This window comes from Algoriphagus sp. oki45 (genome assembly GCF_036245605.1).
GTDB lineage: Bacteria > Bacteroidota > Bacteroidia > Cytophagales > Cyclobacteriaceae > Algoriphagus.
Genome location: NZ_BTPC01000001.1, coordinates 721,543 through 746,605, shown reverse-complemented (window position 1 = coordinate 746,605; position 25,063 = coordinate 721,543). Strand labels below are relative to the sequence as shown.

Below are 25,063 nucleotides of genomic sequence, written 5' to 3'. Positions count from 1 at the left end.
TCTGCATCCAATCTTTTCCATTAATAAAAAAAAGATTTCTTTTCGCGGATAGTTGGGATAGCTTTCGGAGTATATTCAGCCAACTATGCTCAAACCCAAAAATTGCCTACTATCCACGGTTGTGATTCTGTTTGCATGGATTTGTAACGGTTTTGCTCAATCACTTCCGTCCTCACAAATCTATCATCAGCTACTTCAGCTCAATGAAACCAAGCGTGTTCTGTATGTGGCAGCCCACCCAGATGATGAAAATACCCGCCTCATTGCCTATTTGGCTAACGGAGAACATGCAGAGGTGGCCTATTTGAGTCTGACCCGGGGAGATGGAGGACAGAACCTGATAGGAAAGGAGCTTGGAGTGGAATTGGGTCAAATCCGCACCCAGGAACTTCTAAAAGCCCGGGCTACAGATGGAGGAAGGCAATATTTCACCCGCGCTATGGATTTTGGGTTTAGCAAAAATCCTACTGAAACGCTCCAGAATTGGGATAAGGAAAAAGTCTTGGCAGATGTAGTCTGGGCAATTCGAAAGTTTCAGCCCGATATTATTATCACAAGATTTAATACCATTCCGGGTGTTACTCACGGGCATCATACGACTTCAGCGATTTTGGCAGGAGAGGCCTTTGAGCTTGCTGGTAAAGAAGATGCTTTTCCAGAACAATTAAAGTATGTTTCTGTATGGTCTCCCAAGCGGATATTCTTCAATGCCTATAATTTCCGCGGGGAATTTGAGCCGGAAGAAGGGAAAAAGTACCATGCTTTCGAAGTAGGAGGTTTTGATCCGCTTCTTGGAAAAACCTATCATCAAATTGCCGCAGACAGCAGAACGATGCATAAATCCCAGGGTTTTGGATCCACAGCAGGTAGCGGAAGAGCCAGAGATTTTATCGAGCAAGTAGGAGGGGAGACCTATGTTGATTCACCTTTTGAAGGTGTATTGGATAGATGGGTAAGTATATCTGGTGGTAAAGAGTTGAAAAACAAAATTGAAGAATTGATTGAAAATTTCAATTTTATCCAGCCGGATCAAAATGTACCTGCCATGCTGGACTTGAGAGAATCCATGCTAGAGTTGAACTCAGAGGAAATCTGGCTAAAAGAGAAGATTGAAAAATTGGATCAAACCATCTTTAAAGCATTGGGATTTGAATATGAGTACATTACCCGAAAGGAAATTGGTTTCCCTGGAGAAAGTATATCTACCGAGCTGATTTTGAACAACCCTTCTTTTTTGGAAATTGAGGATGTTAACTTTCAAGTTTCTGAAACCTATTATGTTGGCAAAAACACCAAAGAAAATGAAACAGTCCAGCTTGCTATTGAATTAAAACTTCCTGAGGAAATTTCTTATTCTCAGCCGTACTGGTTGAAGGAGCCATTAGATGGAGCCATATTTTCAGTTTCCAATCAAAAAAATATCGGAGTTCCCTTTTCCACCCAAATTATCGGAGGCGACCTTTCATTTAGGATTAATGATCAAAAGTTTAAGTTACCTGTTCAACTTTTTTATAAATACAATGATCAGGTGGATGGAGAAATCAAGCAGCCGTTTATTATAGTCCCTGAAGTTGATTTGACCGTATCTAAAGACAATGTTTTCTTGATATCTGGTGCTGAGCCAACCGTTACAGTTACGGTTAATTTCAGAGATCAATTCTTGGAAGGGAACCTGGATTTTGAAGGAATAGACCCATCCCAATTTCGGATTTTGAGTATTGAGGATGTTGCTTTTCAAAAAAAGCGAATCTATCAAGTAGCTTTTTTGCCCAATGGAATCGGAAAAAAGGTAGTCACAGCACGATTTACTACAGCTAGGGGAAAGACCTACAATCAGATTACCAAAACAATCTCATACAAGCACATTCCTAATCTGACCTACTTTGTGCCGGCTTCCATTAATTTGATTCAAGCCGATTGGAAAGTCTCTTCAGCGAAAATCGGGTATATTCCCGGTGCTGGAGATGATGTGCCGGGGGTGCTCTCTGCTTTGGGATACCAAGTGACCGTGATTGGCCCCGGAGATTATTCAGTGGATTATTTGAGCCAATTTAAGGCAGTGATAGTGGGCATTCGGGCATACAATACCAATACAGAGCTGGCGGCTAATCAGCAGGCTCTCATGGGGTATGTAAGATCCGGAGGGAATTTGATTGTACAGTATAATACCAGCTCTCCGCTGCTTACCAATCAGTTGGGCCCTTATCCGTTTACCATTGGAAGAGATCGGGTCACCGTTCAGGAATCTCCGGTAATTGCAGATTGGAGCCATCCGATTTTGGCTGGACCCAATCCGATCAATGATTCAGATTTCACAGGCTGGGTACAAGAAAGAGGCCTCTATTTTGCCTCCAATCCGGATGAGAATTACAGCAGTCCTTTGACCATGCAGGATCCTGAAGAAAAAGCTTCTCAAGGCGCATTGATCTACACGAAGTTTGGGAATGGAACCTTCGTATACACGGGGATATCTTTCTTCCGACAGCTACCGGCAGGTGTTCCGGGAGCTACCAAGTTATTTATCAATCTAATCGAACAATAAAGTGGGCGAAAGTCAAATCCGTTGGCGTAAAGTATACCTTCTTCTTATGGCAAGTCTTGGGTTAATGATTGCGCTGTTTTATTGGTTAACCGTAGCCTACCAATGAGCACTCTGGATTGGGTAGTACTATTTTGGACTTTGATTTCCATTGTTGCCTTTGGTGTCTATAAGACCAGAGGCAAAAAAAATCTGGATGCTTACCTCCGGGGAAAAAACTCCATGAACTGGTGGACCATAGGGCTTTCGATCATGGCTACTCAAGCTTCGGCAATTACTTTTCTGAGTACTCCCGGACAGGCCTATGAGGATGGGATGCGCTTTATCCAATTTTATTTTGGTCTTCCCTTGGCCATGATTATCATTTCGGTCAGTTTCATTCCCATTTATTACAAGCTGAAAGTTTACACGGCTTATGAATATCTGGAAAGCCGGTTTGACCTGAAGACCAGAACACTCACTTCCTTACTTTTTATTGTTCAGCGTGGTCTTGGTGCTGGAATCACCATCTATGCACCAGCGATCATTCTCTCTACCCTTCTGGGGTGGAATCTTACGTTTACCAATGTGCTAATTGGCGTTTTGGTGATAGTTTATACGGTTTCAGGTGGGACAGAAGCAGTCTCGATCACTCAAAAACAACAGATGGCCGTAATGATGGGAGGGATGATTCTAGCTGGATTTATTGTGATCCAACTTCTTCCGATATCATTTAAAGAGGCACTTCATGTGGCAGGAAAAATGGATAAACTCAATGTGGTGAGTTTTGAATTTGACCTTTCAGACCGATATAATATCTGGTCGGGAATGACAGCGGCCGTTTTCCTATTCCTAAGCTATTTTGGCACAGATCAAAGCCAGGTGCAACGCTATCTCTCGGGACAAACACTCACCCAAAGCCGGATGGGATTGATCATGAACGGGTTCTTGAAAATACCAATGCAGTTTTTGATCCTGTTCATTGGGGTAATGGTTTTCGTTTTTTATCAATTCACACAGCCTCCGGTGGTATTCAATAAAGTGCAGACTGAAAAACTTCAGGAAAGTCCCTTTGCACCAGAATTCGGAAAATTGGAAGAAGACTACTCCAGAAGCTTTCAAGAGGGCAAAAAAGCCTATCTCGGTATGCTGGAGGCAGTAGAAGCGGAGGACGAAACTCGTGTGGCTGAGTTTAGACAACAAATCCAGGAGATTAAAGCCGAACAGAACGGCATTCGAGAAGAGGTCAAATCTCTTATCGTACAAAATGATCCGGCAGCTGAAACCAGAGATACAGATTATGTGTTCATGCGCTTTGTCATGGATTATTTGCCTCAGGGTTTGGTTGGGCTATTGTTTGCGGTGATTTTTTCCGCTGCTATGTCTTCATCAGCTTCCGAACTTAATGCGCTGGGATCTACCAGCACCATCGATTTGTATAAGCGTTCTGTGAAAAAAGAAGCCACCGATGAGCATTACCTAAAGTCATCCAAGGTATTTACCGCATTTTGGGGTTTGGGAGCTATCCTATTTGCCACTTATGCCTCGTTATTTGAAAATCTGATTCAGGCTGTAAATCTCTTGGGTTCGCTTTTCTATGGGACGATCTTAGGGATTTTCATGGTTGGGTTTTTCATGAAATGGATCAAAGGAAAGGCAGTATTCTTAGCGGCCCTTTTCTCTCAGGCTTTGATTCTGGTTATTCATTTTTGGAATGGGGTAGGGCTCTTTGGGTTCCAATGGGATATTGGATTTTTGTGGTACAATGCCATCGGGTGCATTGCAGTGATGGCAGTGGGATCGATATTTCAACTGATTCTGAGAAAATAAAAAATGCCTTTGGATGATTTCCAAAGGCATTTTAAATAGAGATTGAGTAATCTGCAGATTACTTAATGCTTTTGATCAAGCGCTCATTCAAGCCTACATAATCTGGATTTTTTGCCTCAACAGCCATATTCTTGGATTTGGTGGCAGATTCTACGGCTTCCGATTTTAAGCCCAGTGCCAATTCGATTTTTGCTCTAAGGTGCATGGTCCAATATTTTGGATCCTGATCGGTGGACTGCTTGATCCAGGAATAAGCCTGATCCATGTCCTTTTTATTGGTGAAATAGTAATTCGCAGCTTGGTATAGTAGTGAAGGATCTGTGGTCTTTGCATCGATCACCTCTTTTTGGATTGCCGCCATTACGATAGGATCTACTTCAGTGGTGATTTTGAAATCCACTCGGGTTTGCTCCCATTTCAAAGACAAGTCAGCACTGTTATCCGTCAGGTTGTTAAAGGTGATTTCAAAAGTTTCGTACTTCTTGCTTGTTTTGCCCGGAGTGGCAGAAAATCTTAACAAATCATCGTCTGCACTGTATCCGATCGAGCCCCAAAGGTTGGTGTTTTTGCTCAAGATTAATTTCCATTCCGTTTTGTCGGGGATAGAATAAAGGGCATAAGAACCTGCAGGCACTTTGGTTCCTGCTATGGTCACTTCTGTAGAAAAAGTCAACACAGTAGCACCATTGGCGCCTGTTCTCCAGACTTCACCGAAAGGCACTAGCTCTCCGAAGATTTTTCTACCCTTGGTACTCGGTCTGCTGTAGTCCACAGTCACATCTGTAAGACCTACTTTCTGAGAAATTCTGGCACTCGGGCTAGCCTGCGGCATGGGGATTTGCTGAGTAAAGCCTACTGTGGCAAGCAGAAAAAAGGCGACTAAAGAAATACTAAATTTAGTTTGCATGATCTTTAATTGGGTTAAGTTTATTCACTAATTCAGATTCAGGTTTGGAGGTTCCAAAACATTGCAATTTGGGGCAATTCTTTCTTTTTATACTTAGCCTTGTGGCTTAAATTTTGACGGTTCTTTTTTAGGGGAAATGATTCAGTTAATTTTACTAACAAACCATTTTTGAGATGAGTATTGCCATTATCAGTCCAGGTAGAGATCCAAAAGTTTGGATAGATGCTTTGAAAAAGCATCAACCTAACCTGGATATTCAAGTTTATCCGGATATTAATCGGCCAAATGAGGTGGAAATGGCCCTCCTTTGGCAGCATCCTCCCGGATATCTTTCCAACTTTCCCAATCTGAAACTCATCAGTTCTCTAGGTGCTGGGGTGGACCATATTCTAAGCGATCCTGCAGTATCGAAAGCCATGCCGATAGTGAGAATCGTCGACGAGAAGTTGACTTGGTCCATGACCAACTATGTGGTCACGGGTGTATTGAATTTTCACCGACAAATCGCCCGCTATCAGGCAGATCAAAAGCGAAAAGTATGGGAAATGTCCAACCCTGAAATTCCTGTCAAAATAGGTGTAATGGGAGTTGGCGCATTAGGCGGGGATGTTTTGGATAAGCTTCATTACATGGGGTTCCCCGTTTTTGGTTTGGGATTTGCGGAAAAAAAGGATTTTCCTTATCCCTATTTTTCCCGTGATCAAATGGATGATTTCCTTTCAGAAATCAATGTGCTTATTTGCCTTCTGCCCTTGACTCCGGAGACAGAAGGGATCTTAAATTTGGATCTATTCAAAAAATGCAATCCCGGAACCTATCTTATCAATGTTGCCAGAGGTAAGCATTTGATCGAAGAGGATTTGATTTCCGCCTTGGACAAAGGATATCTTTCCGGCGCGATGCTGGATGTCTATCGGAAGGAGCCCTTGCCGGAGGATCATCCGTTTTGGGAGGAAAATAGGATCCTTTGTACTCCTCATATAGCCAGTGTGACTAATCCGGAGGCAGCAACACCTCAAATAATTGAAAATTTCAGGAGATTGAAATCCAACCTCAGTCTACTGAATATCGTTGACCGCGAGAAAGGTTATTGATTTTCGTATGGAAAAACACTTCACTATTTTATGTCCCACTGATTTTTCTGAATGTTCTTTAAATGCAATTGAATATGCTACTCGGTTGGGTGAAAAGTACCAAGGACGCTTGATTCTTTTTCATGTGCTCAATCGGGACGATTATCAGAAAATGTCTCCTGAAGACACTCATGGTCGCTATCAGGTAGAATTTGTTCAGGAAAAACTCAATAATCTTCAGGATGCAGTCTGGAAAGAAAGTCAGGCCAAAGGACTTCACAGTTGTGAAATAGCTATTAGGGAAGGGGAAATCGTACAAGGAGTATTGGAATTTGCCCAATCGATTCAGGCGGATTTGATTGTGGCCGGTACCGAAGGAGTCAATGAATTGAGAGAAAATATCATCGGCAGCCGGGCATCAAGATTGGTGGAGAATTCTGATCGGGATATTTTGATCGTGCCTAGAAGGGTTTTTTTCAAAACACCAAGAAAGCTGGTTTTTGCCTCAGACTATCTTGAAGAGGACAAACTGGCTATCCAGAAGATTGTGGAGATGGCTAGATTTTATGGAGCTGAGGTGGATTTTGTTCATGTATCTCCTTCTTTGAAAATCATGGATAAAACCTTGCATGAGGCTATGATAGATGAGCTCAAACCCTTCGTTCGATACGATAAAGTGAACTATGTGCTGAAATCCTACAGGGACGATTTGGCTTTGGCGCTGGAAAATTATCTGCAGGTAGCCAAAGGAGATATGCTTGTCACCTTGAGTAAAAAGAAGAGTTTTTTTCAAAAGGTGTTTACCAAAAACCTTTCCAAGAAAATGTCCTATTTCCTCAACAAACCACTTTGGGTTATCAAGAGTTTTTAGATTTTTTTCCTGAAAACAGGCCCTTTACAAAACCGAGGAATTCCTTCTGAGATTGGCTGTCTGTGAATACAGACTTAAATGTCCTCCAAAAATGACCCGCATCCAATTTTTGATTTTCTGAAGATTGAGTGAGTTGGACTGGTGTTTCTGGTTTTTTTGAAGTCGTCGATCCAATAGGAGGCAAATCAGAGCTCTTGGCTTCCGGCTTGTAGCCCACCAAATCATCTGCTTTGGTAAAACTTTTTTTAGCTTTTTCCCGGTAACCCATTTTTTCCTCAACCAAGCCCTTGTTGTTAAAGGCAACAGCATCTTCGGGGTCCAGTTCTATTGCTTTTTCATAATCTTCAATTGCACCGGCCAAATCTCCGATTCTATCCTTGAAAAAGGCCCTGCTACTGTATCGATAGGGATTGTTGGGATCCAGATTGGCAGCCCGGTCAAATTCAGTCAAAGCTTCCTGATCTCTACCCAAAAGATGCAGTACCACACCTCGGTCGCTGATGTAATCTGTATTGTAAGGCTCCATTTGGACCAAGAAGTCAAAGTCTTCCAAAGCTGCTTCACCTTTTCCCAGTCGGGAAAGAATCCTCCCTCTGTAGAGATGAAGCTCAGTTTTTCCGCTTTCATTTTTGATCAACTGATTAAAACATTCCAAAGCTTCCTCAAATTTTCCCTCTTTGTACAGATTAAAGCCTTTCTCAAAATTCATGTTATCAACTTTTGGGTCACACAAAGGTAAACCCTCAAAAGGAATTCAAAGTTTATTTCCCCTGATTTTGCCCCAAAATGAAGCGGGTTAGTATCTTTAAGACCCGGAGATTTTCAAGAATATGGCCCATACCCCAGAAGCTGTTCTCAAAGACCTGAAAGCGAATAAGTTTGCCCCGATTTATTTTTTGCAGGGGGAAGAACCCTATTTCATCGATTTGATTTCGGATTATATTGAGAAGAATGCAATTCCTGAATTTGAGCGGGGATTCAATCAACTTGTGCTGTATGGCAAAGACTCTCCGATGAATGTAGTGCTGAGCAATGCCCGGAAATTTCCCATGATGGCCGAGCGCCAATTGGTCTTGGTCAAGGAGGCGCAAAGTATTCCCGATTGGGGAAAAGAAGATGCCCAAAAGTTGCTGATGGGTTATTTGGCTAATCCATTGCCCAGTACCATTTTGGTTTTTGCGCATAAGCACAAAAAGCTGGACGGAAGGTCAGCCCTAAAAAAGGAATTGGATAAAAAAGCAGTTTTTGTCGAATCCGAGAAAGTCAAAGACTGGAAGCTGATTGAGTGGGTTGAGGGCTATTTCAGAAGTTTGGGCCATCAGATTGACGCCAAAGCAGCACAATTGCTTGCCAATTCAATCGGAAATAACTTGGAAGTGATGACCAATGAGGTGGGTAAAATGCTTATCAATTTTACTGAACCCACCACTTTCAACGCGGATCATATCTCCAGATATATTGGGATCAACAAGGACTACAACAATTTTGAACTGACTAAGGCGATTGGATTTAAAGACATAGCCAAAGCCAATCAGATCATCCACTACTTTATCCAAAACCCAAAAGCTCATCCGGTTATTCCCATCTTCTCCTTGTTCTATACCTATTTTTCCAAAGTAGCCCTGATTCACAAATCGGGCCTCACTTCCGAATCTCAAGTGGCGAGTGCTATCGGGGTTCACCCGGTCGCCTCTAAAGAATACTGGGTGGCCGCCAGAAACTACAATTTGGGCAAGGTAATTGATGTATTCGGGTATATCAGGGAAGCGGATGTTCGCTTCAAGGGAGTAGACTCCGGCAGCATGACTGAAGGGGAAATCCTCCGAGAACTGGTGTACAAGATTTTGCATTGATCCAGCCAATTGTCATCCTGGCAATCAAGCCAAATTCCACTCCCTATTCCCTGTTTTGCTTAGGTGATTTTGAAATGAACTCGAAATCATTGCAGCGCCCAGTCGAATTTGTGTGACTTTATTAAACCAACTGTAAACGCATGAAAAACTGCCTTTTCGCCTTGTTGGGCCTAGGTATGAGCCTTAATGTCTCTGCCCAATCGACCTTGTACCAGTCCGGTAGCCAAGTCCTTTTGGATCAGAATCTGGAATTTTTTGACAAACAGCTTTTTTCCGCTTCTTCCTTCGAAAACTCCAGACTTCTCCGGCACGCCACCCTATCAGGCGAGCAGCAAAAGTCAGCAGAACTCCACAGAGCCATGAGTGCCTTGGAGCTGGAAAGCCCAGCAGGACCCGGATTAATGAAAGCCTACATCCTCGAACATGGAAAGCACCCTTCAGTGGCCATGGCAGGCTTGTATCTGGGAGATCATTTTTTCTATAAAAGAAACTACAAGGAGTCAATTGAAGCATTTGCATTGATTCAGCCCGAAAGTCTTAGTTCATCAGAGCGGGCAGATGTTTGGTTCAAACAGGGCTATTCCTATTTTCAGCTGATGGACTACAATAAAGCGGCTCCATTCTTTGATCAGGCAAAAGGTCTTAATCAACCCATCAGTGCGGATGCTTATTACTACAGTGGGTTTATCGCCCTAGAGCAAGGAAACAACACCAAAGCCACAGCTGACCTTCAGGCCGCATCCAAATCTTCAGAATACGCCACCAAAGTTCCTTATCTCCTAACTTCGCTATACTATCAGCAGGGATCATACGATCAGGCCATCAGTTATGCAGAACCCCTATTGGCTTCCGGTCAAAATTTGGATAGGAGAGAAACCATCCACCTTTTTCTAGCTGAGTCCTACTATTCAAAGAAGGATTTTGCCAACGCTTCCAAAAACTACGACGCTTTTATCAATGCAAAAAAAGGGACGCTTTCCCGCGAAGAAGTGTACAAGGCAGGGATTTCTTTCTTCGAAACCGGAAATTACCAAAGAGCCACAGACTACCTCAAAGTATCCGCCTCGGCCACAGATGAAATCGGTCAGGCATCCAGTTTTTACCTAGGTCATGCCTATTTGAAATTGGATAATTATCCTTTTGCGTCAACAAGTTTTCAAGCTGCATCCAAGGCAACTTTCAATCGGGAAATCCAGGAAGAATCCCTGTTCAATTATGCCAAAACCAATCTTCAGAGAGGGAGTTTCCAAGCGGCTATTTCAACCCTTGACGAATATTTGGATACCTATCCAACCGGAAAATTCAGGGGAGAAGCAGAGACTTTACTTTCTGAGGCACTGATCAATACCAATGATTATCTGCGTGCGATTGAGCAGATGGATAAAATCCGCTCCAAATCCACAAGGATTCAAAGTGCCTATCAGAAAGTGGCTTTTTATCAGGCAATGGTTTATTATAGAGATCAAAAATATAAGCCTGCCTTAGCTTATTTGGATAAATCACAGGCTTTTCCGGTGGATCGGGATTTGTTTTTGGAAACGCATTTTTGGAAAGGAGAGATATTGACTGCAGATGGTAACCTGCCTCAGGCCATACGCGCCTATGAGGCGGTGCGCGCTCTCAATCCGGCAAGCAATCACCCCTTTTTGATCAAAACCCACTATGGTTTAGGCTATGCTTATTTCAACTCCAAACAGTATCCCAAAGCTGAGGAACAGTTTAGAGCTTACACTCAAAAACTACAATCAGCTTCGGAAAAGCAATATTACGACGATGCTCTGCTCAGGCTTGGGGATTGTCAGTACGTGCAAAAGAAGTTTTCCGAATCGGAAGCGACCTTTTACAGGGCAATCAGTGAGCAAATTTCAGGCATCGATTATGCCTATTTCCGACTGGCGGTAGTGCAAAACTTCCAAACCAAAAACTCGGAGGCACTGTCTAATTTGGACCGCTTGATTTCCGGGTTTCCCTCCAGTTTGTATCGGGAGGATGCCATGTTCCAAAAAGGACAGATTTACCTCGAGGAGCTTAGGTATCAGGAAGCTTCCATGGCTTTTACAGATTTGATCAGCAGTCGACCTAATTCGCCATTTGTTCCTTTCGCTTTGGAGGGTAGGGCAGTGGCCAATTTCTCCCTGAGAAATTACGAGCAGACCATAGCCGACTACAAATCCATCATCGATCAGCACCCCAATTCCCAAAACTCAGAGACAGCACTAAAAGGACTTCAGGAAACCTTGGCTTTGCAGGGTAGTTCTGCCGAATTTGGGGATTACCTGACTCGCTATAAGAATTCCAATCCCGGTGCTGAGAATGTCCAGTCTTTGGAGTACGAAGCAGCCAAAAGCTTGTATTTGGATAAAAACTATGCTCAGGCAGCCCGAGCTTTTGAAAGTTACCTTCGATCTTATCCCCAATCTGCACAAAAGGCCGATGCACTCTATTTTGCAGGGGATGCTTTCCTTCAGGCAGGAGATACGGAACGAGCTTTAGGTTACTTTAAGCAGCTTGAACGGGAACCTGCCTCTCCTCAACGGGTAAGAGCTATGCAAAAAATGGGAGTTTTGGCCTTGGAAAAAGGGGACTATGCAGCTGCAATTCCCTATCTGGAAACCGCTGTACAAAATGCCAGAAACAAAGTCGAAGAAGCTGAAGCGGTCCAAGGTTTGATGATTGCGAATTTTGCCGTTGGGAAATATCCGGCTTCTATTACTTATGCTGATCAATTGGTGACTCTTGAAGGAATTTTGCCAGAAACTACCCCAACGGCCCTTTTGACCAAGGCAAAAGCCCAAAAACAGCTTAGACAAATACCTGCTTCCGAGGCCACGTTGAAATCCTTGATTGCTGATTTTAAGACGGTGCAAGGTGCAGAAGGATTATATCTTTTGGCACTTTCCTATCAGGAAAAGCAGGATTATCAACAATCGAATGATGCAATCTTTGAAAACTCAGGACCCTTTGTTGACTATGGGTATTGGTATGGAAAGATGTTCCTACTGCTGGCTGACAACTTCCTCAAAACCGGAGAGCAATTCCAAGCCAAGGCTACTCTGGAATCCATCGTGGAGAATTCCAACGACCCAGAAATCAAAGCAGAAGCTGAGTCCAAACTTAAAACTCTGAACCAACTATGAAAATGAGGTCCTTGATTTTCCTTTTGACAGGAATGACCCTCTTGGGTATATCCTCACTTCAGGCTCAAACCCAGCAAAGAGGAGAGGTGCAGGATCAGGAATTTGTGATCCGAAAAGACCGGGTTTTGACCGTGCCTACACAGCCTAGATCTTTTGAACGCTTGCCAGTCCTGCCTCAGTCCCAAGGCATGCAGGATTTTGTGTACAACATGACTCCTTATTTTCTGACCATTCCTGCACTACAGGTACAGCCTACTGCAGTGCAAAAGAATTATAGAAAACCGGATTTGGATCTATATCCGGGCTTTGTCAGAGCGGGATATGGGAATTTTGCATCTCCTCTGCTTGAGGCAAGATACATGGCTACCTCAGCCGATCCAATCAATTTTGCGGTTGGTTTTAAGCATCAGAGCTTTGGAAAAGGCCCAGTAAAGATACGGGAGGAAGAAAGCCCAGAATCTCATTCAACCCTTGGTGGAGATATCAGCTATTTTCTGGAAAGTGCAGAAGTTTTTGGAAGCATGAAATGGGCCCAGGATAAATATTCCTTCTATGGAGTTGATCCCAACTTCGTTTCAGAGGAACCGATAGAAATCATCCAGGGCAACGTTCAAAATCACTTTCAGATAGCTGCAGGAATACGGGATATCCAAAAAGTGGGTCCATTGGGCTACGAGGCACAGGTTAGCTTCAGAAATTTCAAAGACAGTTATTTAGCCAGGGAAAATGAAACAGGCATTTCCGGCCTGGTCAAATTCAACCCTGCAGCCGATTGGTCTGGCAGTTTAGGCTTGGAGTACTTCTCCACCAATCCTGAAGATTCAACCTATCAAGTGACCAGAAATTATTTTGCGATTCGACCTCGGGTCAATTATACCTATGGAGATTTCAGGTTTTCAGCAGGATTGAATGTGGTTTCAGAAAATGACTCCATTCCTGATAAATCCAGTGATTTTCGGATTTTCCCTGTTTTGAAAGCCAGTTACCAATTCGCGGAAGAGTTTGGCTTTTATGGAGAGTTTTCAGGGGACGTTCAGCGAAACACTTACTTTTCCTTTGTTCAGGAAAATCCTTTTTTGGGCCCAAGCGATCAATTGCTGAATACTGTCAATAATTATAAAATAGCTGCCGGTATTGAGGGGCAATTTCAGGGAGTATTTCACTATCGAGCCGGGATAGATGTGAGCAGATACAATCAGCTCCACCTTTTTGCCAATACCGAATCGGATACGGCAAGATTTGAATTGGTCTATGATAATCGGTCCACAATGGCCAATCTAAATGCAGAATTAGGTTTCAAGTTTTCAGATACGTATACGTTGGGTACTCGTCTCGACCTGTATCAATACGACTTGTCTGTTCAGCAAGAGGCTTGGCATCGACCGATTTGGACTTTTTCGGTCAACAATCAAATCAAGCCTGTTGAAAAATTACTTATTCAGGCCAACCTGAACTTTATGGGAGGAATCAAGGCGAGAGGAGATGCAAGTATACGGGCTATTTCTCCTCCGGAAATTGAACTGGTATACGAGACAATTAATCTGAAAACGATAGCTGATCTGCAACTCAAGGCTGATTTCAAAATCACCGACCGAATTTCTGTATTTGCAGAAGGAAACAACCTGACCAATGGAAAGAATATGCGATGGCTTAATTATCCTGTGCGAGGTGTACAGCTGATCGGTGGTGCCAGCCTTAAATTCTGATTATCCTAAAGAAAGGGTTGGGCTTTCCATTCCTTTGGGTTAGTTTCGTAGCTTTTCCAGACTGAAGATGAATACAAAAGGATCCGATAAAAAGCAGTGGACTGATCCCAAAGATTTTGGATTGCCATGGGTGGAGATTAAACCTTTGAAAACCAAGCTAAAACCCGTTGATAACCCTAGTGAATCTACAAAGACTCAGGAAGTATTATCATCTGTTACTAAGGTAGAGGAAAAGCTTACAAGTCCTGCTGTTGCTGAGAAAAAGGAAAGTAAAAAAGCAACTGACTCCACCTTAAAATCTTCATCAAAAACTCCTGTTCAGGAGAAGAAAAAGGGAACTCCTGCTTGGGCTTGGCTGGTGTTTGTCCTCTTTGCAGCCATCTTCGCAGTTTTGGTTTGGCAAATATTATTGCAGACAAGACGGACTGATTCACCAGTCACCACGAATTCATCCTCAGTCCAGGAGGTCAAGGATACTCCATCTACAGAACAGACGGAACCTGAAATCACTTCTAATGAATCTATTCAACCTGCTGATAATGAAGTAGCTAAAGTGGAAGAGGTTCAAGTTTCAGAGAATAATCCACCAGCCGCTCAATCTGGTACAACAATTGCCCAGAATATCAGTGGAAATTTGATCCGTATAGAATCTCAGGCAGAAAGGCCGCAGTACTTTATTATCGTGGGCAGTGTGCCATCAGAAGCTGACGCATTAAAGCTGATTCCTGACTTTCAGGCCAAGTCTTCGGAGGTGTATCTGATATCACCTTACACTGAAAGTAAAAATTACAGGGTAGCCATAGGAAAGTTTACCAGCTTCCGAGCTGCCGCTGAGAAACTCGACGAGATCAAATCCCAATATTCCGAGGAATTGTGGATTTTGAAATATTAATATGACCCTTCTCCAAACCCTATCCGTGGACAGCTTGTCCACAGCAGACAGCCTGGCACTAGAGGCTACCAAAGAAAACATCGGATTGCTCGACCTGCTCATCAAGGGCGGTTACATGATGATTCCCCTTTACCTGTTGTTTGTCTTGGCTATTTTCATTTTTGTGCAAAAACTGCTCACGCTGAAAAAGGCAGCCAAAACTCCCGCTCACTTGTTGGACCAGGTAAAAGTACTGGTACAAAGTGGGCAGATTGAAAAAGCCAAGGCACTGTGCATGGGAGAAAATACCCCTGTGGCCAACATGATTTCCAAAGGAATTGAGCGAATAGGCTCTCCATTGAAAAATATCGAAGTCTCTATCGAAAACGTGGGGAAAATTGAAATCTATAAACTCGAAAAGAATCTAGGTCTTCTGGCCACAGTTGCCGGTGCTGCGCCGATGATCGGCTTCCTTGGTACGGTGACGGGGATGATTCAGGCATTCATTTCCATCGCGCAGGAGGAGGGGATGGTCTCTCCCAAATTACTTTCCATGGGTATTTATGAAGCTATGATCACGACGGCTACAGGTCTTGTGGTGGGTATTATCGCATATTTGGGTTACAATTATCTGGTTACCCAGGTTTCCAAATTGGTTCACAACATGGAGTATACTTCTATTGAATTCATAGACCTTTTGCAGGATAAATAAGATGGGACTTCAGCAGAAAAACAAAGTAGAAGCAGCATTTAGTATGTCCTCCATGACGGACATTATCTTTCTGTTATTGATCTTCTTTATGTTGACCTCTTCCTTCATTACTCCATCAGGACTACCGGTCAATCTGCCATCCAGTGAGACTTCAGACATCGTGATGCAGGAAGTTACCGTATCAGTGACCAAGGATCTCCGCTATGCGGTGAATGACCGGGTCGTATCGAGAGATCAGTTGAAGTCGGAGTTGACTACCTTACTGGAAGGGAAAAAAGGACAGGTGGTTTTGCACATCGACAAAGAAGTTCCCGTAGAACACTTAGTGGAAATAGGCGGAATCGCTGCTGGATTGGAAGCGAATGTGTCTATAGCCACTCAACCCTATAAGTAAAATGCAAGCCTGGGACACCGATCAGATAGAAAAAGACAGCAAAAGAAAATCCACGATAATCACCATCGTGATCAATGTTCTTTTGCTTTTGGCTTTCTATTTTATCGTGGTTTGGAAACAGCCCATTCCCCCTTTGCCCACCTATGGTTTGGAGTTGAATTTGGGTTTTTCTGATACAGGATCCGGTAATCGAAACAGTCCCAATCCTCCTTCCGAGACTCCCTCTCAAAGTACAGAACAGGCGGCAGCCGGAGAAATAGCCCAGGCGGTGACTCAACCCGCTACTCATGCACCCAGTCCTCAGACCCAAACTGCAAAACCAAAGACTAGCTCCAAACCTGCTGCAAATCAGGCAGTGACTACCAAGCCTTCCCCTATCAAAGGAGAGGAAAAAGCCGCTGAGCGGACCAAAAAACCAGAACCGACCAAAACCGAACCTGCAAAAACGGTAACCACTCCGGCCAAATCAGACGCTGAAACCACTACCCAAAAAGCACCTGAACAACCCAAAATCGATCAAAGAGCGATCTTTGGAGCGGGAGGTACTTCAGGCAAAAGCTCAACTCCAGCCTCGGGTGGGGCTCAGGGTAGCAGTAATGCCAAAGGGGACGAAGGAAGACCTACAGGAACAGTGGACGGTAGAGCCATTATGGGCGAGGGCGGTGGCAAAGGAACCAATTCGGGTTCGGGCTATAGTTTGGATTTGGCGGGTTGGGATTTTGCTTCCAGACCGAATATCAATGACCAAGTTTCTACCCGAAACGGACGGATTGTATTTAAAATCACCGTGGATGATGCTGGGCGAGTAGTACAGGCGGTTCCATTGGAATACAATGTCTCCAACGAAGTGCTAGCCTATTACCGTCAGGTGGTCAATCAGATTTCGTTCAAGAAGTCTGGAGGAACAGCTGCAGCTGATTTTTCTACAGGAAAAATAACCTTTTTGATTAAGGTAGATTAATTCATGAACTACCAAGAAACGCTGGATTACCTTTACCAATCCCTGCCCATGTTTCAGCGCGTAGGAGATTCCGCTTTCAAAAAAGATCTCGGGAATACGCTCGCTCTTTGTTCTCACCTCGGGAATCCGGAACAGAAATTCAAATCCATTCATGTCGCAGGAACCAATGGAAAGGGGAGCACATCTCATACCTTAGCGGCAATTTTGCAGGCTGCTGGATATAAAACAGGCCTTTACACTTCCCCTCATCTTAAGTCCTTTACCGAGCGGATCAAAATCAACGGACAGGAAATTGAAGAAAGTGCCGTCGTTGATTTTGTAGCGGAAAATCGACAGTTTTTGGAGAATCTAAGGCCTAGTTTTTTTGAAATGACGGTGGGAATGGCCTTTTGGTATTTTGCTAAAAATGAGGTGGACATCGCCATCATTGAAGTAGGGATGGGGGGTAGGTTGGATAGCACCAATGTGATTTTGCCTGAATTGTCCCTAATTACAAACATTGGCTTTGACCATCAGCAGTACTTAGGGGAGACTCTTCCATTGATAGCCGGGGAAAAGGCAGGAATCATCAAATCAGGTGTGCCTGTGGTCATTAGTCAAACTCAGGATGAGACCACTCCTGTTTTTCTACAAAAGGCTAAAGACATGGAGGCTAACATTATTTTCGCCGATCAGATGATCAATGTAGAAAGGGTAACTTCTGAAGTTAAGGGAATGGCGAAATACTTGATTTCGGAAAATGGAAGACAATTTCACCTCGAATTTGGCCTTCTGGGAAATTACCAGAAATACAACCTACCGGGAATAGTGGAAGCTGTGAATCAGTTGAAGCTCATGGGATGGGAAATTTCGGATGAGGCCTTTAGGAAAGGTTTGAGGGAAGTGACTTCCATGACCGGGTTAAAAGGACGTTGGCAGATACTTGGGGAAAATCCTACCATCATTGCGGATACCGGGCATAACGAACCTGGAATTCGTGAAATTTTGGCTCAGCTTAAGACTTATTCTTTCCATCAGTTGTGGATGGTAATCGGGATGGTTCAGGATAAGGATGTGCGAAAAATCCTCGAAATTCTCCCCAAAGACGCTCAATATGTGTTTTGCCAGGCGACGATTCCCCGTGCTATGCCAGCCGATATCTTAGCTCAGAAGGCACAAGAAGCAGGATTGAAAGGATCAGTGATTCCTTCTGTCAATGAAGCTTTGGTTTTTGCCCAAAAAAATGCCCGAAGTCATGACCTGATATTTGTGGGAGGGAGTACTTTTGTGGTCGCAGAAATCGAAAACCTCTAGATGAGCAGAAAAAAACTGGTTCGTTTTGCTGAAAACGAGAAAAACCCTAATGTAATCCAAGCCGGAAAACCGCTTTTTGAAACTATTAAGGGCAACTGGCACGAAGTCCAATTTCAAAATCAAAATCCCCTTGTGGTGGAATTGGCCTGTGGAAGAGGAGAGTTTACCGTGGGATTGGGAAGAGAGTATCCCCATCAGAACTTTATCGGAGTGGATATCAAAGGAAGCCGAATTTGGAAAGGAAGTTCCACGGCTACTGCGGAGGGACTAAACAATGTGGCTTTTCTGAGAACCCAAATCCAAAATCTGGATCAGTTTTTTGCTGAAGGAGAGATAGCTGAACTTTGGATTACTTTTCCCGATCCATTTCCAAGGGATGGTGATGAAAAGCGCAGACTTACTTCACCCAAGTTTCTGGAAATGTATAAGCCCATGATCAAAAAAGAAGGCTTGGTTCATTTCAAGACTGACAACACCGGACTTTTTGACTATACCTTGGAGCTGGTTCAGGGCAGAGAAGATATTGAGGTGATCGCCTTTACCCATGACTTTTATCAAAGCGAGATGAAAGACGACCACCATGGAATCAAAACGCGCTACGAGAAGATTTTTTCAGATAAGGGTGAGAAGATCAAGTACCTCAAATTTCGATTTAAAGTATAAAGTCTTTCGACTTGTAGGCTGGATGAGGGTATTGGTAAAAACCTTCTCCGGATTTTTCTCCCAGTTTGCCGTGGTCAAGATATTTCAATTTCAAGAGCTTCGCAAATGCCTGAGAGGATGCATCAGGAAGCTTGTGAGTCACATGCCAGGCTGTATCGAGACCAATGGAGTCCAATATGCCAAAAGGTCCCATGGGCATGTGAAAATTGACCATCCAGGATCGGTCCACGTCTTCGATGGAGGCCACTTCCTTGGTCAGGAGTTTCCCTGCAGCACCAATAAGGGCCATGAGCATGGTGTTGAAAATGTATCCCGGATTCTCTTTTTTCACCAAAACAGGAACCTGATTTAGTTTTCGACCCAGCTCCTCAAGCATAGGGATCATTTGAGGATCAGTACCGGGATGGGGCATAATGTCCACCACTCTGGAATAGAACACATCATGAAAGTGAAAGGCGCAAAATCTGGAAGGACGGCCGGATTCCTCAGCAAACATGGACGGGAGCAGATAGGAAGTATTGGTCGTGAACCAGGTTTTTTCTGGCGCCAACTCTCCAAATTGTTTCCATACTTTCTTTTTTACTTCTATTTCCTCGGTGACGCTTTCATTGATGAAATCCGCATTTTCTACAGCTTTTTTGGGATCTAGGGTAAATTCAATTTTCCCCAGAACTTCAGGAATTGCTTTTTCCTCCAACTGTCCCGCTTTGACTAGTTGATGGAGGATATTTTTCATGGTATGAAGGGAAAAATCCAGAGCCTTTTGGGTGAGATCATAGACCTTCACCTCAAAGCCGGAAAGGGCTGATTGCAAAGCTACTCGAGAGCCCAAGGTTCCTGCTCCGAGAATACAAATTGTTTTTAGGTTCATTGGGATTAAATTTTTTCAGTGAGAATGGATAGTTCGGCCTTTTTACCTGCCTCATTGACTACTTGGATAAGGGCCGCAAACTTGGGGTCATTGGCAAATCCCTGCTTGTGTCGCTTGTAAATTTGCTGGGCAATTACACCCACCTTGAACAAGCCAAAGACGTAAAAGAAAAGCATATTGCTCAGGACCAGAGGACTTTTCAGATCATAATAACGGATGACCTCGGCTCGGGTCATGTTACCCGAAAGATGGGTGAGGTTAAACATTTTCAGGATTTCCGGATCGTCTTCCTGTGCCCAATAGGCTAAAGAAGTGCCCAAATCCATCAAAGGATCTCCCACCGTGGCCATCTCCCAATCCAACACAGCCTTGATTTCTGTCAGTTTGTCCCTATTGACTACCACGTTGTCGTACTTGAAGTCATTATGGATAAAACCCACATTCTCCTTTGTGGGTCTGTTGGATTTAAGCCAATCCGCTACTTTTTCCATTTCAGGTAGTGCATCTGTTTTTGCCCGAAAATATCGATCAATCCAGCCCTCTACTTGCCTTTGGATATAGCCTTCAGGTTTCCCGAGATGGATGAGTCCTGAATTATTAAGCTCCAATTGATGAAGCTCCAAAAGACAGTCAATGCTATTTTTTGATAATTGCTCGAATTCATCAGCTGTGGGTAGGAGGCCAGTGGGATTTCTATTTCTCAAGACTAATCCGTCAACAAACTCCATGATGAAAAAAGGGGCACCGATGATATCCTCATCTTCGAACAGAAGAATAGGTTTGGGCGCTTTGGTGTAGCTTGCTTTTTCTAATGCTACCAAAATATTGCACTCCCTGGCCATGTCATGAGCTTTGCTGATTTTTTCTCCGAAGGGAGGTCTTCTCATGGCAAATTTTCCCAAAGGAGTTTCGATCAAAAAGGTCAGATTGGAAAATCCTCCTGCGATTTGGGTGATTTCAATTTCTTCAGGTTTCCAATACAGCCGTTCGTGAAGATGCTTTTTCAGCTTGGAAAAATCTCTTGGGTCATCCATCGGCTTTCTTCTGATAAGACTTCAAAATGCTTTTTGCCAAAGAGGATTTATGTACCTCGTCCGGACCATCGTAGATCCTTGCCCCTCGTTCATGACGATACCAAAATGATAATAGAGTATCATCGGTGATTCCCAAAGCTCCATGAACCTGTATGGCACGGTCGATTACCTTCATCAGGACATCAGCCACAAAAAACTTAATTGTAGAAATATCCTCTCTCACTGCTTTGGCACCCAATTCCTGCATTTTCTCGGCCGTGTCTAGTACCATCAGCCGACTGGCTTTGATCTCTGCCCTGCTTTCAGCTATCCAGTTTTGTATAGTTTGTTTTTCGGCTAATGGTTTTCCCAAGTCCAATTCGCGGGTCATTGCCCTTTTGCACATCATATCAAAAACCCGCTCAGCTATACCTATCCATCGCATGCAGTGGTGGATCCTTCCAGGGCCTAATCTTTCCTGAGCCAAGGCAAATCCCTGACCTTCCTCGCCGATCAAATTGGAAGCTGGAACCCGGCAATTTTCAAACTTGACCTCAGCATGAGAAAGGTAATCCTCGCCTGCCTCACCCATGATGGGGATATTTCTAATCAGCTTGAATCCGGGATTGTCAAGAGGAACGATAATCATACTTGCCCGCTGATAGGGGGAAGGGGCCTCAGGATTGGTGACTGCCATCACAATGGTGAATCTGGCTCCATCTGCTGCTGTGGTAAACCATTTGTGTCCATTGATCAAATAATTATCTCCATCTCTTACAGCTGTAGTAGCCAAATGCACAGGATTACTTCCTGCCAATTGAGGCTCTGTCATGGCAAAACAACTTCTGATCTCCCCTTTTTGAAGAGGGACTAACCAGGTCATTTTTTGTTCAGCTGAACCAAACATATGAAGCAATTCCATATTGCCGATGTCTGGTGCTGCACAATTGAAGACATAATGCCCGATGGGACTTTGCCCCAAGATTTCAGATACCCTGGCAAACTGAACCAAGTTCAAACCTACTCCTCCTTCCTCTTGAGAAAGGTGTGGAGCAAATAAGCCCAATGCCTTGGCTTCATTTCGTAGAGCTTTAAGCTGGGGAAGAAAAGACTTGAATGGCCCTTGGACGACCTGGAGATCGATTGGAAATAGTTTGTCTTCTACAAATCCGCGATATTTTTCCAAAAGTTCGGAAAGCTCGGATTGGGTGAAAAGGGAGGCTGTGTGTCTACTCATTATTTAAATAGTAAATCCTCCATCCGCAGTAAATACGCCTCCCGTGGTGTAGGAAGAGGCAGAAGAGGCCAAAAACAAAGCCATGGCTCCGATTTCTTCGGAGGTGCCTGCCCGTTTGATAGCCAATTGCTTGATAATCATTTGCATAATCTTCTCATTAGACCAGAGAGCTTCGGAGAATTTGGTTTGAATCAGCCCAGGACAAATGGCATTGACCCGGATTTTGGCATCTCCCCATTCCTTGGCGAATACCTTGGTCAAGGAGATCAAGGCAGCCTTGGAGACAGAATAGATGCCTAAACCTTGCTCAGGGGAAATTCCTCCGATAGAAGAAATGTTGATCACCGATGCATTGGAGGATTTTCGAAGGTGCGGAAAGCAAAGTCTGCAAAGTTCAAAGGCAGCTTTTACATTCACATCCATGATTTTGTCAAAAGCCTCTAGACTCGTCTCATGCACCGGTCCAAAGACTGGATTAGAAGCGGCATTATTGACCAAGATGTCCAATCCTCCGTAAATCTCCACCGTTTTTTCCACTAATCCAGGTAGTTCGTTCATATTTCCGACATTGCAGGCAATCCCTGTAGCTTCGTACCCCTTGGCTTTGAGTTGATTGGCTACCTCGTCGAGGGCTTCCTGTTTTCTACTGCTGATGACCACTCTTGCACCGGCGGCGGCGAATATTTCTGCTATTCCTAATCCTATGCCTTTACTGGCTCCGGTAATTAGAGCTACTTTTCCATTGAGAGAAAAAACTGATGATAAATCCATGCGTTTTGGGTTATATTACCTTGTCAAGATAAAAAAAATAAAAGTTTAAAAACTAAGACTAAGGTTTTCAAAGTCAACTTAACCCAAATCAATTTTCAATTCAAATCATGAAAGAAATTATTTTCGATCAGCCCGGTATGCCTCTCGATGTGCTCCAAATCAAAGAAAGCCCAATGCCCAACCCCAAACCTGAGGAGGTTTTGATACGGGTCACTGCCCGAAATATTAATCCTTCCGATATCATGTTTATCCGTGGGATGTATGGAATTACCCCAAGACTTCCAAGCAGTGCCGGCTTTGAGGCATCCGGAGTAGTGGAGACAGGCGATCAGGCAGGAAGAATTAAAAAAGGTACCCGTGTGATGTTTACTGCGATCGGGACATGGAGAGAGTTTGTATGTATTCCGGCTTCACTAGTGATCCCTATGCCTGATGGAATGCCTGATGAAGTGGCCTGTCAGGCCTTTGTCAATCCAATGACGGCTTTTGGTATGCTCGAGGAATCCGGACTTCAGGAGGGGCAATGGTTGTTGATTACGGCTGGCGCATCGGCCTTTGGTAAATTTGCCATCCAAATGGCCAAGCAAAAAAACATCAAAGTAGCGGCGACAGTTCGGAATGAAGCCCAGAAGGCAGTGCTGGAGCAGCTGGGAGCTGATCTGGTGATCAATTCTGAAACGGAAAAAATTCAAAAAGTAGTCCCTGAGAAAACCGAGGGTGGAGTCCATGTCATTTTTGATGCAGTGGGAGGGATGCTCGGAGCTAAAGCCCTAGCCTGTCTGAGGTCCAATGGAAAAATGATGGTTTTTGGAGCTTTAGCCTTGGAAAATATGCCGGTCAATAGTGGCTTGCTTATTTTCAAGAATCTCACGATCACAGGTTTTTGGCTATCGACTTGGATAGAGAATATGAGCGCAGAGCAAAGGATGAAGGCCTTCGGAAAAGTCTTCGGCTTCCTAATGAAGGATACATCTCAAGTGGATGTGGCTGGAAAATATGACCTGAGCGACTTTCGAGAAGCCATCAAAGCCTATGAAACTCCGGGTAGAAATGGTAAAATTCTTTTGGTAAGCGAATAATCTCCGATTCCTTCGGGTAGAAATCCAAGATTTCCGATCTTTGTCCCTCAATAAAAATCAAGAATCTAAAAAATAAGCTTCATGAATTGGGAAAAGCTGGACCAGCAACTTACCGAACTTGTAAAAAAGAGAAACCTTCTTCACCAGATGGATTACAGCGACGAAAGCTATGATGATTTGGAAGAAGAGCTCCATGATTTGGAAGATGATTTCAATGAAGCCTATGAGAGTGTATTTGAACCTCAGCTGGAGAAGATTTATGCCAAATTGAAATCGGATACAGATATCCTGTTGCCGACTGCCTATTTGGCTAATCATTATAAAGAAATGCTTCCTGATGCATCTGGAGTGGTCACTTACGAAGTAAGAGGGTCAGAAGGTGTTCCGATCGAATCCGATCAGTTGGGTAAAGTGGATATGAGAATCGTCTTAGTCCCTAATCCAGCGCGTTTTGTGCTTTTGGTCAATGGACATCAGCTCAAAGAGCTTTGGAAAAGCAGATAAATTGAAAAAGGCTGTTTCAGATTCCTGAAACAGCTTTTTTTCTGTTGGTTTTCGGATTAAAATAAACTGGCTTGGACTACCTGAGGCTTGGTAGCCTGAATAGTTCCTCGGAGCATATCCTGCATCAATCGGATACAACCGGGCTTCCAGGCATCTGGACTTACCTTGGTTTCTTTTCCTTCGTATTCGACTGGTCCTACCATTTTTTCATAACCGATTAGCATTCCCCAGATCATGTAGAAAGTGATCTCCGGCTGCAATTCCGGACGTATGCTACCATCCTTTATTCCCTGAGAAATCATTTGAACTCCCATTCGAACAGGTTCATGATGGACTTCCAAAAGCTTATGGAAATGAATGGAATCCAAAATCAGAGGATCGATTTCTTTTCTCAGGCTGGAATGGTTGTATTTTTTCAGTACATCCAAAAAGTTTAGAATAGCCTCATAGTATACGGGATAGTTTTTGGAAAAAAGAATCACTTTTTCTGCCAAATCAGTGATCATCTCCATTCCATTTTTCCCCTTGGTTCTCAAGACTTCTCTGAACTCTTCCCTGAATTGATCAAAAGCTTTTTTGGTCAAGGCCATGAACAGGTCTTCTTTGTTTTTGTAGTAGAAGTAGGTCAGTCCTTTTGAGATTCCTGCTTTTTTGGCTACATCCTCCATTCGGGTGGCGGTGTATCCTTTGGTGGTGAACAGAGCTACTGCAGAGTCAAGTATGAGTTTTTCTTTGTTTTTTTCTCCGGCCATGGATTAAAAATATTGAGTCAAAAAGGAACTCAAAGATATTAAATTCG

22 protein-coding genes are annotated in these 25,063 nt (G+C 43.7%); 15 read left to right on the top strand and 7 right to left on the bottom strand.

All coding sequences use genetic code 11. The annotated features are described in order from the left end of the window. The first annotated feature begins 85 nt into the window (after positions 1-85). Positions 86-2,542, top strand: a complete 2,457-nt coding sequence (locus tag AAA942_RS03310; RefSeq protein WP_338218810.1) for a PIG-L family deacetylase — start codon at positions 86-88, stop codon at positions 2,540-2,542. Between the two features lie 102 nt (positions 2,543-2,644). Next, a complete protein-coding gene (locus AAA942_RS03305; protein WP_338218809.1) occupies positions 2,645-4,348 on the top strand; it encodes a sodium:solute symporter in 1,704 nt (567 codons plus the stop codon). Positions 4,349-4,406: 58 nt separating this feature from the next. Here the strand turns inward: AAA942_RS03305 and AAA942_RS03300 are convergent, their stop codons facing one another. Next, on the bottom strand, positions 4,407-5,255 hold the full coding sequence (locus AAA942_RS03300; RefSeq protein WP_338218808.1) for a DUF2911 domain-containing protein: 849 nt from the start codon (positions 5,253-5,255) through the stop codon (positions 4,407-4,409). Positions 5,256-5,428: 173 nt separating this feature from the next. Here AAA942_RS03300 and AAA942_RS03295 point away from each other — a divergent pair, with 173 nt between their 5' ends. Both AAA942_RS03295 and AAA942_RS03290 read left to right on the top strand, forming a co-directional pair. Next, positions 5,429-6,349 carry a 2-hydroxyacid dehydrogenase gene (locus AAA942_RS03295; RefSeq protein WP_338218807.1) on the top strand — a complete coding sequence of 307 codons (921 nt, stop codon included), beginning with the start codon at positions 5,429-5,431 and terminating at the stop codon, positions 6,347-6,349. A 7-nt stretch (positions 6,350-6,356) separates the two neighbouring features. Then, positions 6,357-7,199 (top strand): universal stress protein, encoded by an 843-nt coding sequence (locus AAA942_RS03290; protein WP_338218806.1) that lies wholly within the window; start codon positions 6,357-6,359, stop codon positions 7,197-7,199. Here AAA942_RS03290 and AAA942_RS03285 read toward each other — a convergent pair. Next, a complete protein-coding gene (locus tag AAA942_RS03285; RefSeq protein ID WP_338218805.1) occupies positions 7,186-7,908 on the bottom strand; it encodes a tetratricopeptide repeat protein in 723 nt (240 codons plus the stop codon). The two genes, AAA942_RS03290 and AAA942_RS03285, sit on opposite strands and share 14 nt — an antisense overlap. A gap of 121 nt (positions 7,909-8,029) precedes the next feature. Between AAA942_RS03285 and holA the strand changes: the two genes are divergently transcribed. The 9 genes from holA to trmB all read left to right on the top strand — a co-directional run bounded on the left by holA (position 8,030) and on the right by trmB (position 18,789). Further along, positions 8,030-9,052 carry a DNA polymerase III subunit delta gene (gene holA, locus AAA942_RS03280; protein WP_338218804.1) on the top strand — a complete coding sequence of 341 codons (1,023 nt, stop codon included), beginning with the start codon at positions 8,030-8,032 and terminating at the stop codon, positions 9,050-9,052. A 140-nt stretch (positions 9,053-9,192) separates the two neighbouring features. Continuing rightward, positions 9,193-12,189 (top strand): tetratricopeptide repeat protein, encoded by a 2,997-nt coding sequence (locus AAA942_RS03275; RefSeq protein WP_338218803.1) that lies wholly within the window; start codon positions 9,193-9,195, stop codon positions 12,187-12,189. After that, positions 12,186-13,895 carry a TonB-dependent receptor gene (locus AAA942_RS03270; RefSeq protein ID WP_338218801.1) on the top strand — a complete coding sequence of 570 codons (1,710 nt, stop codon included), beginning with the start codon at positions 12,186-12,188 and terminating at the stop codon, positions 13,893-13,895. The genes AAA942_RS03275 and AAA942_RS03270 overlap by 4 nt, the downstream gene beginning before the upstream one ends. 67 nt (positions 13,896-13,962) lie before the next feature. Then, on the top strand, positions 13,963-14,787 hold the full coding sequence (locus AAA942_RS03265; protein WP_338218800.1) for an SPOR domain-containing protein: 825 nt from the start codon (positions 13,963-13,965) through the stop codon (positions 14,785-14,787). 1 nt (position 14,788) lies between these two features. Continuing rightward, positions 14,789-15,478, top strand: a complete 690-nt coding sequence (locus AAA942_RS03260; protein WP_338218799.1) for a MotA/TolQ/ExbB proton channel family protein — start codon at positions 14,789-14,791, stop codon at positions 15,476-15,478. A gap of 1 nt (position 15,479) precedes the next feature. Beyond that, positions 15,480-15,872 (top strand): ExbD/TolR family protein, encoded by a 393-nt coding sequence (locus tag AAA942_RS03255; protein WP_338218798.1) that lies wholly within the window; start codon positions 15,480-15,482, stop codon positions 15,870-15,872. Between the two features lies 1 nt (position 15,873). Continuing rightward, positions 15,874-16,833 (top strand): energy transducer TonB, encoded by a 960-nt coding sequence (locus AAA942_RS03250; RefSeq protein ID WP_338218797.1) that lies wholly within the window; start codon positions 15,874-15,876, stop codon positions 16,831-16,833. Between the two features lie 3 nt (positions 16,834-16,836). Further along, positions 16,837-18,126 (top strand): bifunctional folylpolyglutamate synthase/dihydrofolate synthase, encoded by a 1,290-nt coding sequence (locus AAA942_RS03245; RefSeq protein ID WP_338218796.1) that lies wholly within the window; start codon positions 16,837-16,839, stop codon positions 18,124-18,126. After that, positions 18,127-18,789 (top strand): tRNA (guanosine(46)-N7)-methyltransferase TrmB, encoded by a 663-nt coding sequence (gene trmB / locus AAA942_RS03240; RefSeq protein WP_338218795.1) that lies wholly within the window; start codon positions 18,127-18,129, stop codon positions 18,787-18,789. Here trmB and AAA942_RS03235 read toward each other — a convergent pair. Genes AAA942_RS03235 through AAA942_RS03220 form a run of 4 tightly spaced genes read right to left on the bottom strand, consistent with a single transcriptional unit; the run spans position 18,779 to position 22,681 of the window. After that, entirely contained in the window at positions 18,779-19,660 is an 882-nt protein-coding gene (locus AAA942_RS03235; RefSeq protein WP_338218794.1) for a 3-hydroxyacyl-CoA dehydrogenase, read from the bottom strand. The genes trmB and AAA942_RS03235 overlap by 11 nt on opposite strands. A gap of 5 nt (positions 19,661-19,665) precedes the next feature. Then, positions 19,666-20,694, bottom strand: a complete 1,029-nt coding sequence (locus AAA942_RS03230) for a phosphotransferase family protein (RefSeq protein WP_338218793.1) — start codon at positions 20,692-20,694, stop codon at positions 19,666-19,668. After that, a complete protein-coding gene (locus AAA942_RS03225; RefSeq protein WP_338218792.1) occupies positions 20,687-21,910 on the bottom strand; it encodes an acyl-CoA dehydrogenase family protein in 1,224 nt (407 codons plus the stop codon). Before AAA942_RS03225 ends, AAA942_RS03230 begins: the two co-directional genes overlap by 8 nt. 3 nt (positions 21,911-21,913) lie before the next feature. Beyond that, complete coding sequence (locus AAA942_RS03220) at positions 21,914-22,681, bottom strand: SDR family NAD(P)-dependent oxidoreductase (protein WP_338218791.1); 768 nt, start codon at positions 22,679-22,681, stop codon at positions 21,914-21,916. Between the two features lie 107 nt (positions 22,682-22,788). On the opposite strand from AAA942_RS03220, the gene AAA942_RS03215 reads away from it, so the two are divergent. Continuing rightward, entirely contained in the window at positions 22,789-23,760 is a 972-nt protein-coding gene (locus AAA942_RS03215; protein WP_338218790.1) for a zinc-dependent alcohol dehydrogenase family protein, read from the top strand. An 81-nt stretch (positions 23,761-23,841) separates the two neighbouring features. Then, complete coding sequence (locus tag AAA942_RS03210; RefSeq protein WP_338218789.1) at positions 23,842-24,264, top strand: hypothetical protein; 423 nt, start codon at positions 23,842-23,844, stop codon at positions 24,262-24,264. Between the two features lie 56 nt (positions 24,265-24,320). Here the strand turns inward: AAA942_RS03210 and AAA942_RS03205 are convergent, their stop codons facing one another. Next, complete coding sequence (locus AAA942_RS03205) at positions 24,321-25,016, bottom strand: TetR/AcrR family transcriptional regulator (protein WP_338218788.1); 696 nt, start codon at positions 25,014-25,016, stop codon at positions 24,321-24,323. Positions 25,017-25,063 lie beyond the last annotated feature (47 nt).

Bases quoted from the DNA above. Each gene is read 5' to 3' on its own strand.
- AAA942_RS03275 (WP_338218803.1), top strand. From the start codon at position 9,193: ATGAAAAACTGCCTTTTCGCCTTGTTGGGCCTAGGTATGAGCCTTAAT.
- AAA942_RS03215 (WP_338218790.1), top strand. From the start codon at position 22,789: ATGAAAGAAATTATTTTCGATCAGCCCGGTATGCCTCTCGATGTGCTC.
- AAA942_RS03260 (WP_338218799.1), top strand. From the start codon at position 14,789: ATGACCCTTCTCCAAACCCTATCCGTGGACAGCTTGTCCACAGCAGAC.
- AAA942_RS03265 (WP_338218800.1), top strand. From the start codon at position 13,963: ATGAATACAAAAGGATCCGATAAAAAGCAGTGGACTGATCCCAAAGAT.
- trmB (WP_338218795.1), top strand. From the start codon at position 18,127: ATGAGCAGAAAAAAACTGGTTCGTTTTGCTGAAAACGAGAAAAACCCT.
- holA (WP_338218804.1), top strand. From the start codon at position 8,030: ATGGCCCATACCCCAGAAGCTGTTCTCAAAGACCTGAAAGCGAATAAG.
- AAA942_RS03255 (WP_338218798.1), top strand. From the start codon at position 15,480: ATGGGACTTCAGCAGAAAAACAAAGTAGAAGCAGCATTTAGTATGTCC.
- AAA942_RS03230 (WP_338218793.1), bottom strand. From the start codon at position 20,694: ATGGATGACCCAAGAGATTTTTCCAAGCTGAAAAAGCATCTTCACGAA.
- AAA942_RS03250 (WP_338218797.1), top strand. From the start codon at position 15,874: ATGCAAGCCTGGGACACCGATCAGATAGAAAAAGACAGCAAAAGAAAA.
- AAA942_RS03285 (WP_338218805.1), bottom strand. From the start codon at position 7,908: ATGAATTTTGAGAAAGGCTTTAATCTGTACAAAGAGGGAAAATTTGAG.
- AAA942_RS03225 (WP_338218792.1), bottom strand. From the start codon at position 21,910: ATGAGTAGACACACAGCCTCCCTTTTCACCCAATCCGAGCTTTCCGAA.
- AAA942_RS03205 (WP_338218788.1), bottom strand. From the start codon at position 25,016: ATGGCCGGAGAAAAAAACAAAGAAAAACTCATACTTGACTCTGCAGTA.
- AAA942_RS03270 (WP_338218801.1), top strand. From the start codon at position 12,186: ATGAAAATGAGGTCCTTGATTTTCCTTTTGACAGGAATGACCCTCTTG.
- AAA942_RS03245 (WP_338218796.1), top strand. From the start codon at position 16,837: ATGAACTACCAAGAAACGCTGGATTACCTTTACCAATCCCTGCCCATG.
- AAA942_RS03305 (WP_338218809.1), top strand. From the start codon at position 2,645: ATGAGCACTCTGGATTGGGTAGTACTATTTTGGACTTTGATTTCCATT.
- AAA942_RS03300 (WP_338218808.1), bottom strand. From the start codon at position 5,255: ATGCAAACTAAATTTAGTATTTCTTTAGTCGCCTTTTTTCTGCTTGCC.
- AAA942_RS03235 (WP_338218794.1), bottom strand. From the start codon at position 19,660: ATGAACCTAAAAACAATTTGTATTCTCGGAGCAGGAACCTTGGGCTCT.
- AAA942_RS03295 (WP_338218807.1), top strand. From the start codon at position 5,429: ATGAGTATTGCCATTATCAGTCCAGGTAGAGATCCAAAAGTTTGGATA.
- AAA942_RS03220 (WP_338218791.1), bottom strand. From the start codon at position 22,681: ATGGATTTATCATCAGTTTTTTCTCTCAATGGAAAAGTAGCTCTAATT.
- AAA942_RS03210 (WP_338218789.1), top strand. From the start codon at position 23,842: ATGAATTGGGAAAAGCTGGACCAGCAACTTACCGAACTTGTAAAAAAG.
- AAA942_RS03290 (WP_338218806.1), top strand. From the start codon at position 6,357: ATGGAAAAACACTTCACTATTTTATGTCCCACTGATTTTTCTGAATGT.
- AAA942_RS03310 (WP_338218810.1), top strand. From the start codon at position 86: ATGCTCAAACCCAAAAATTGCCTACTATCCACGGTTGTGATTCTGTTT.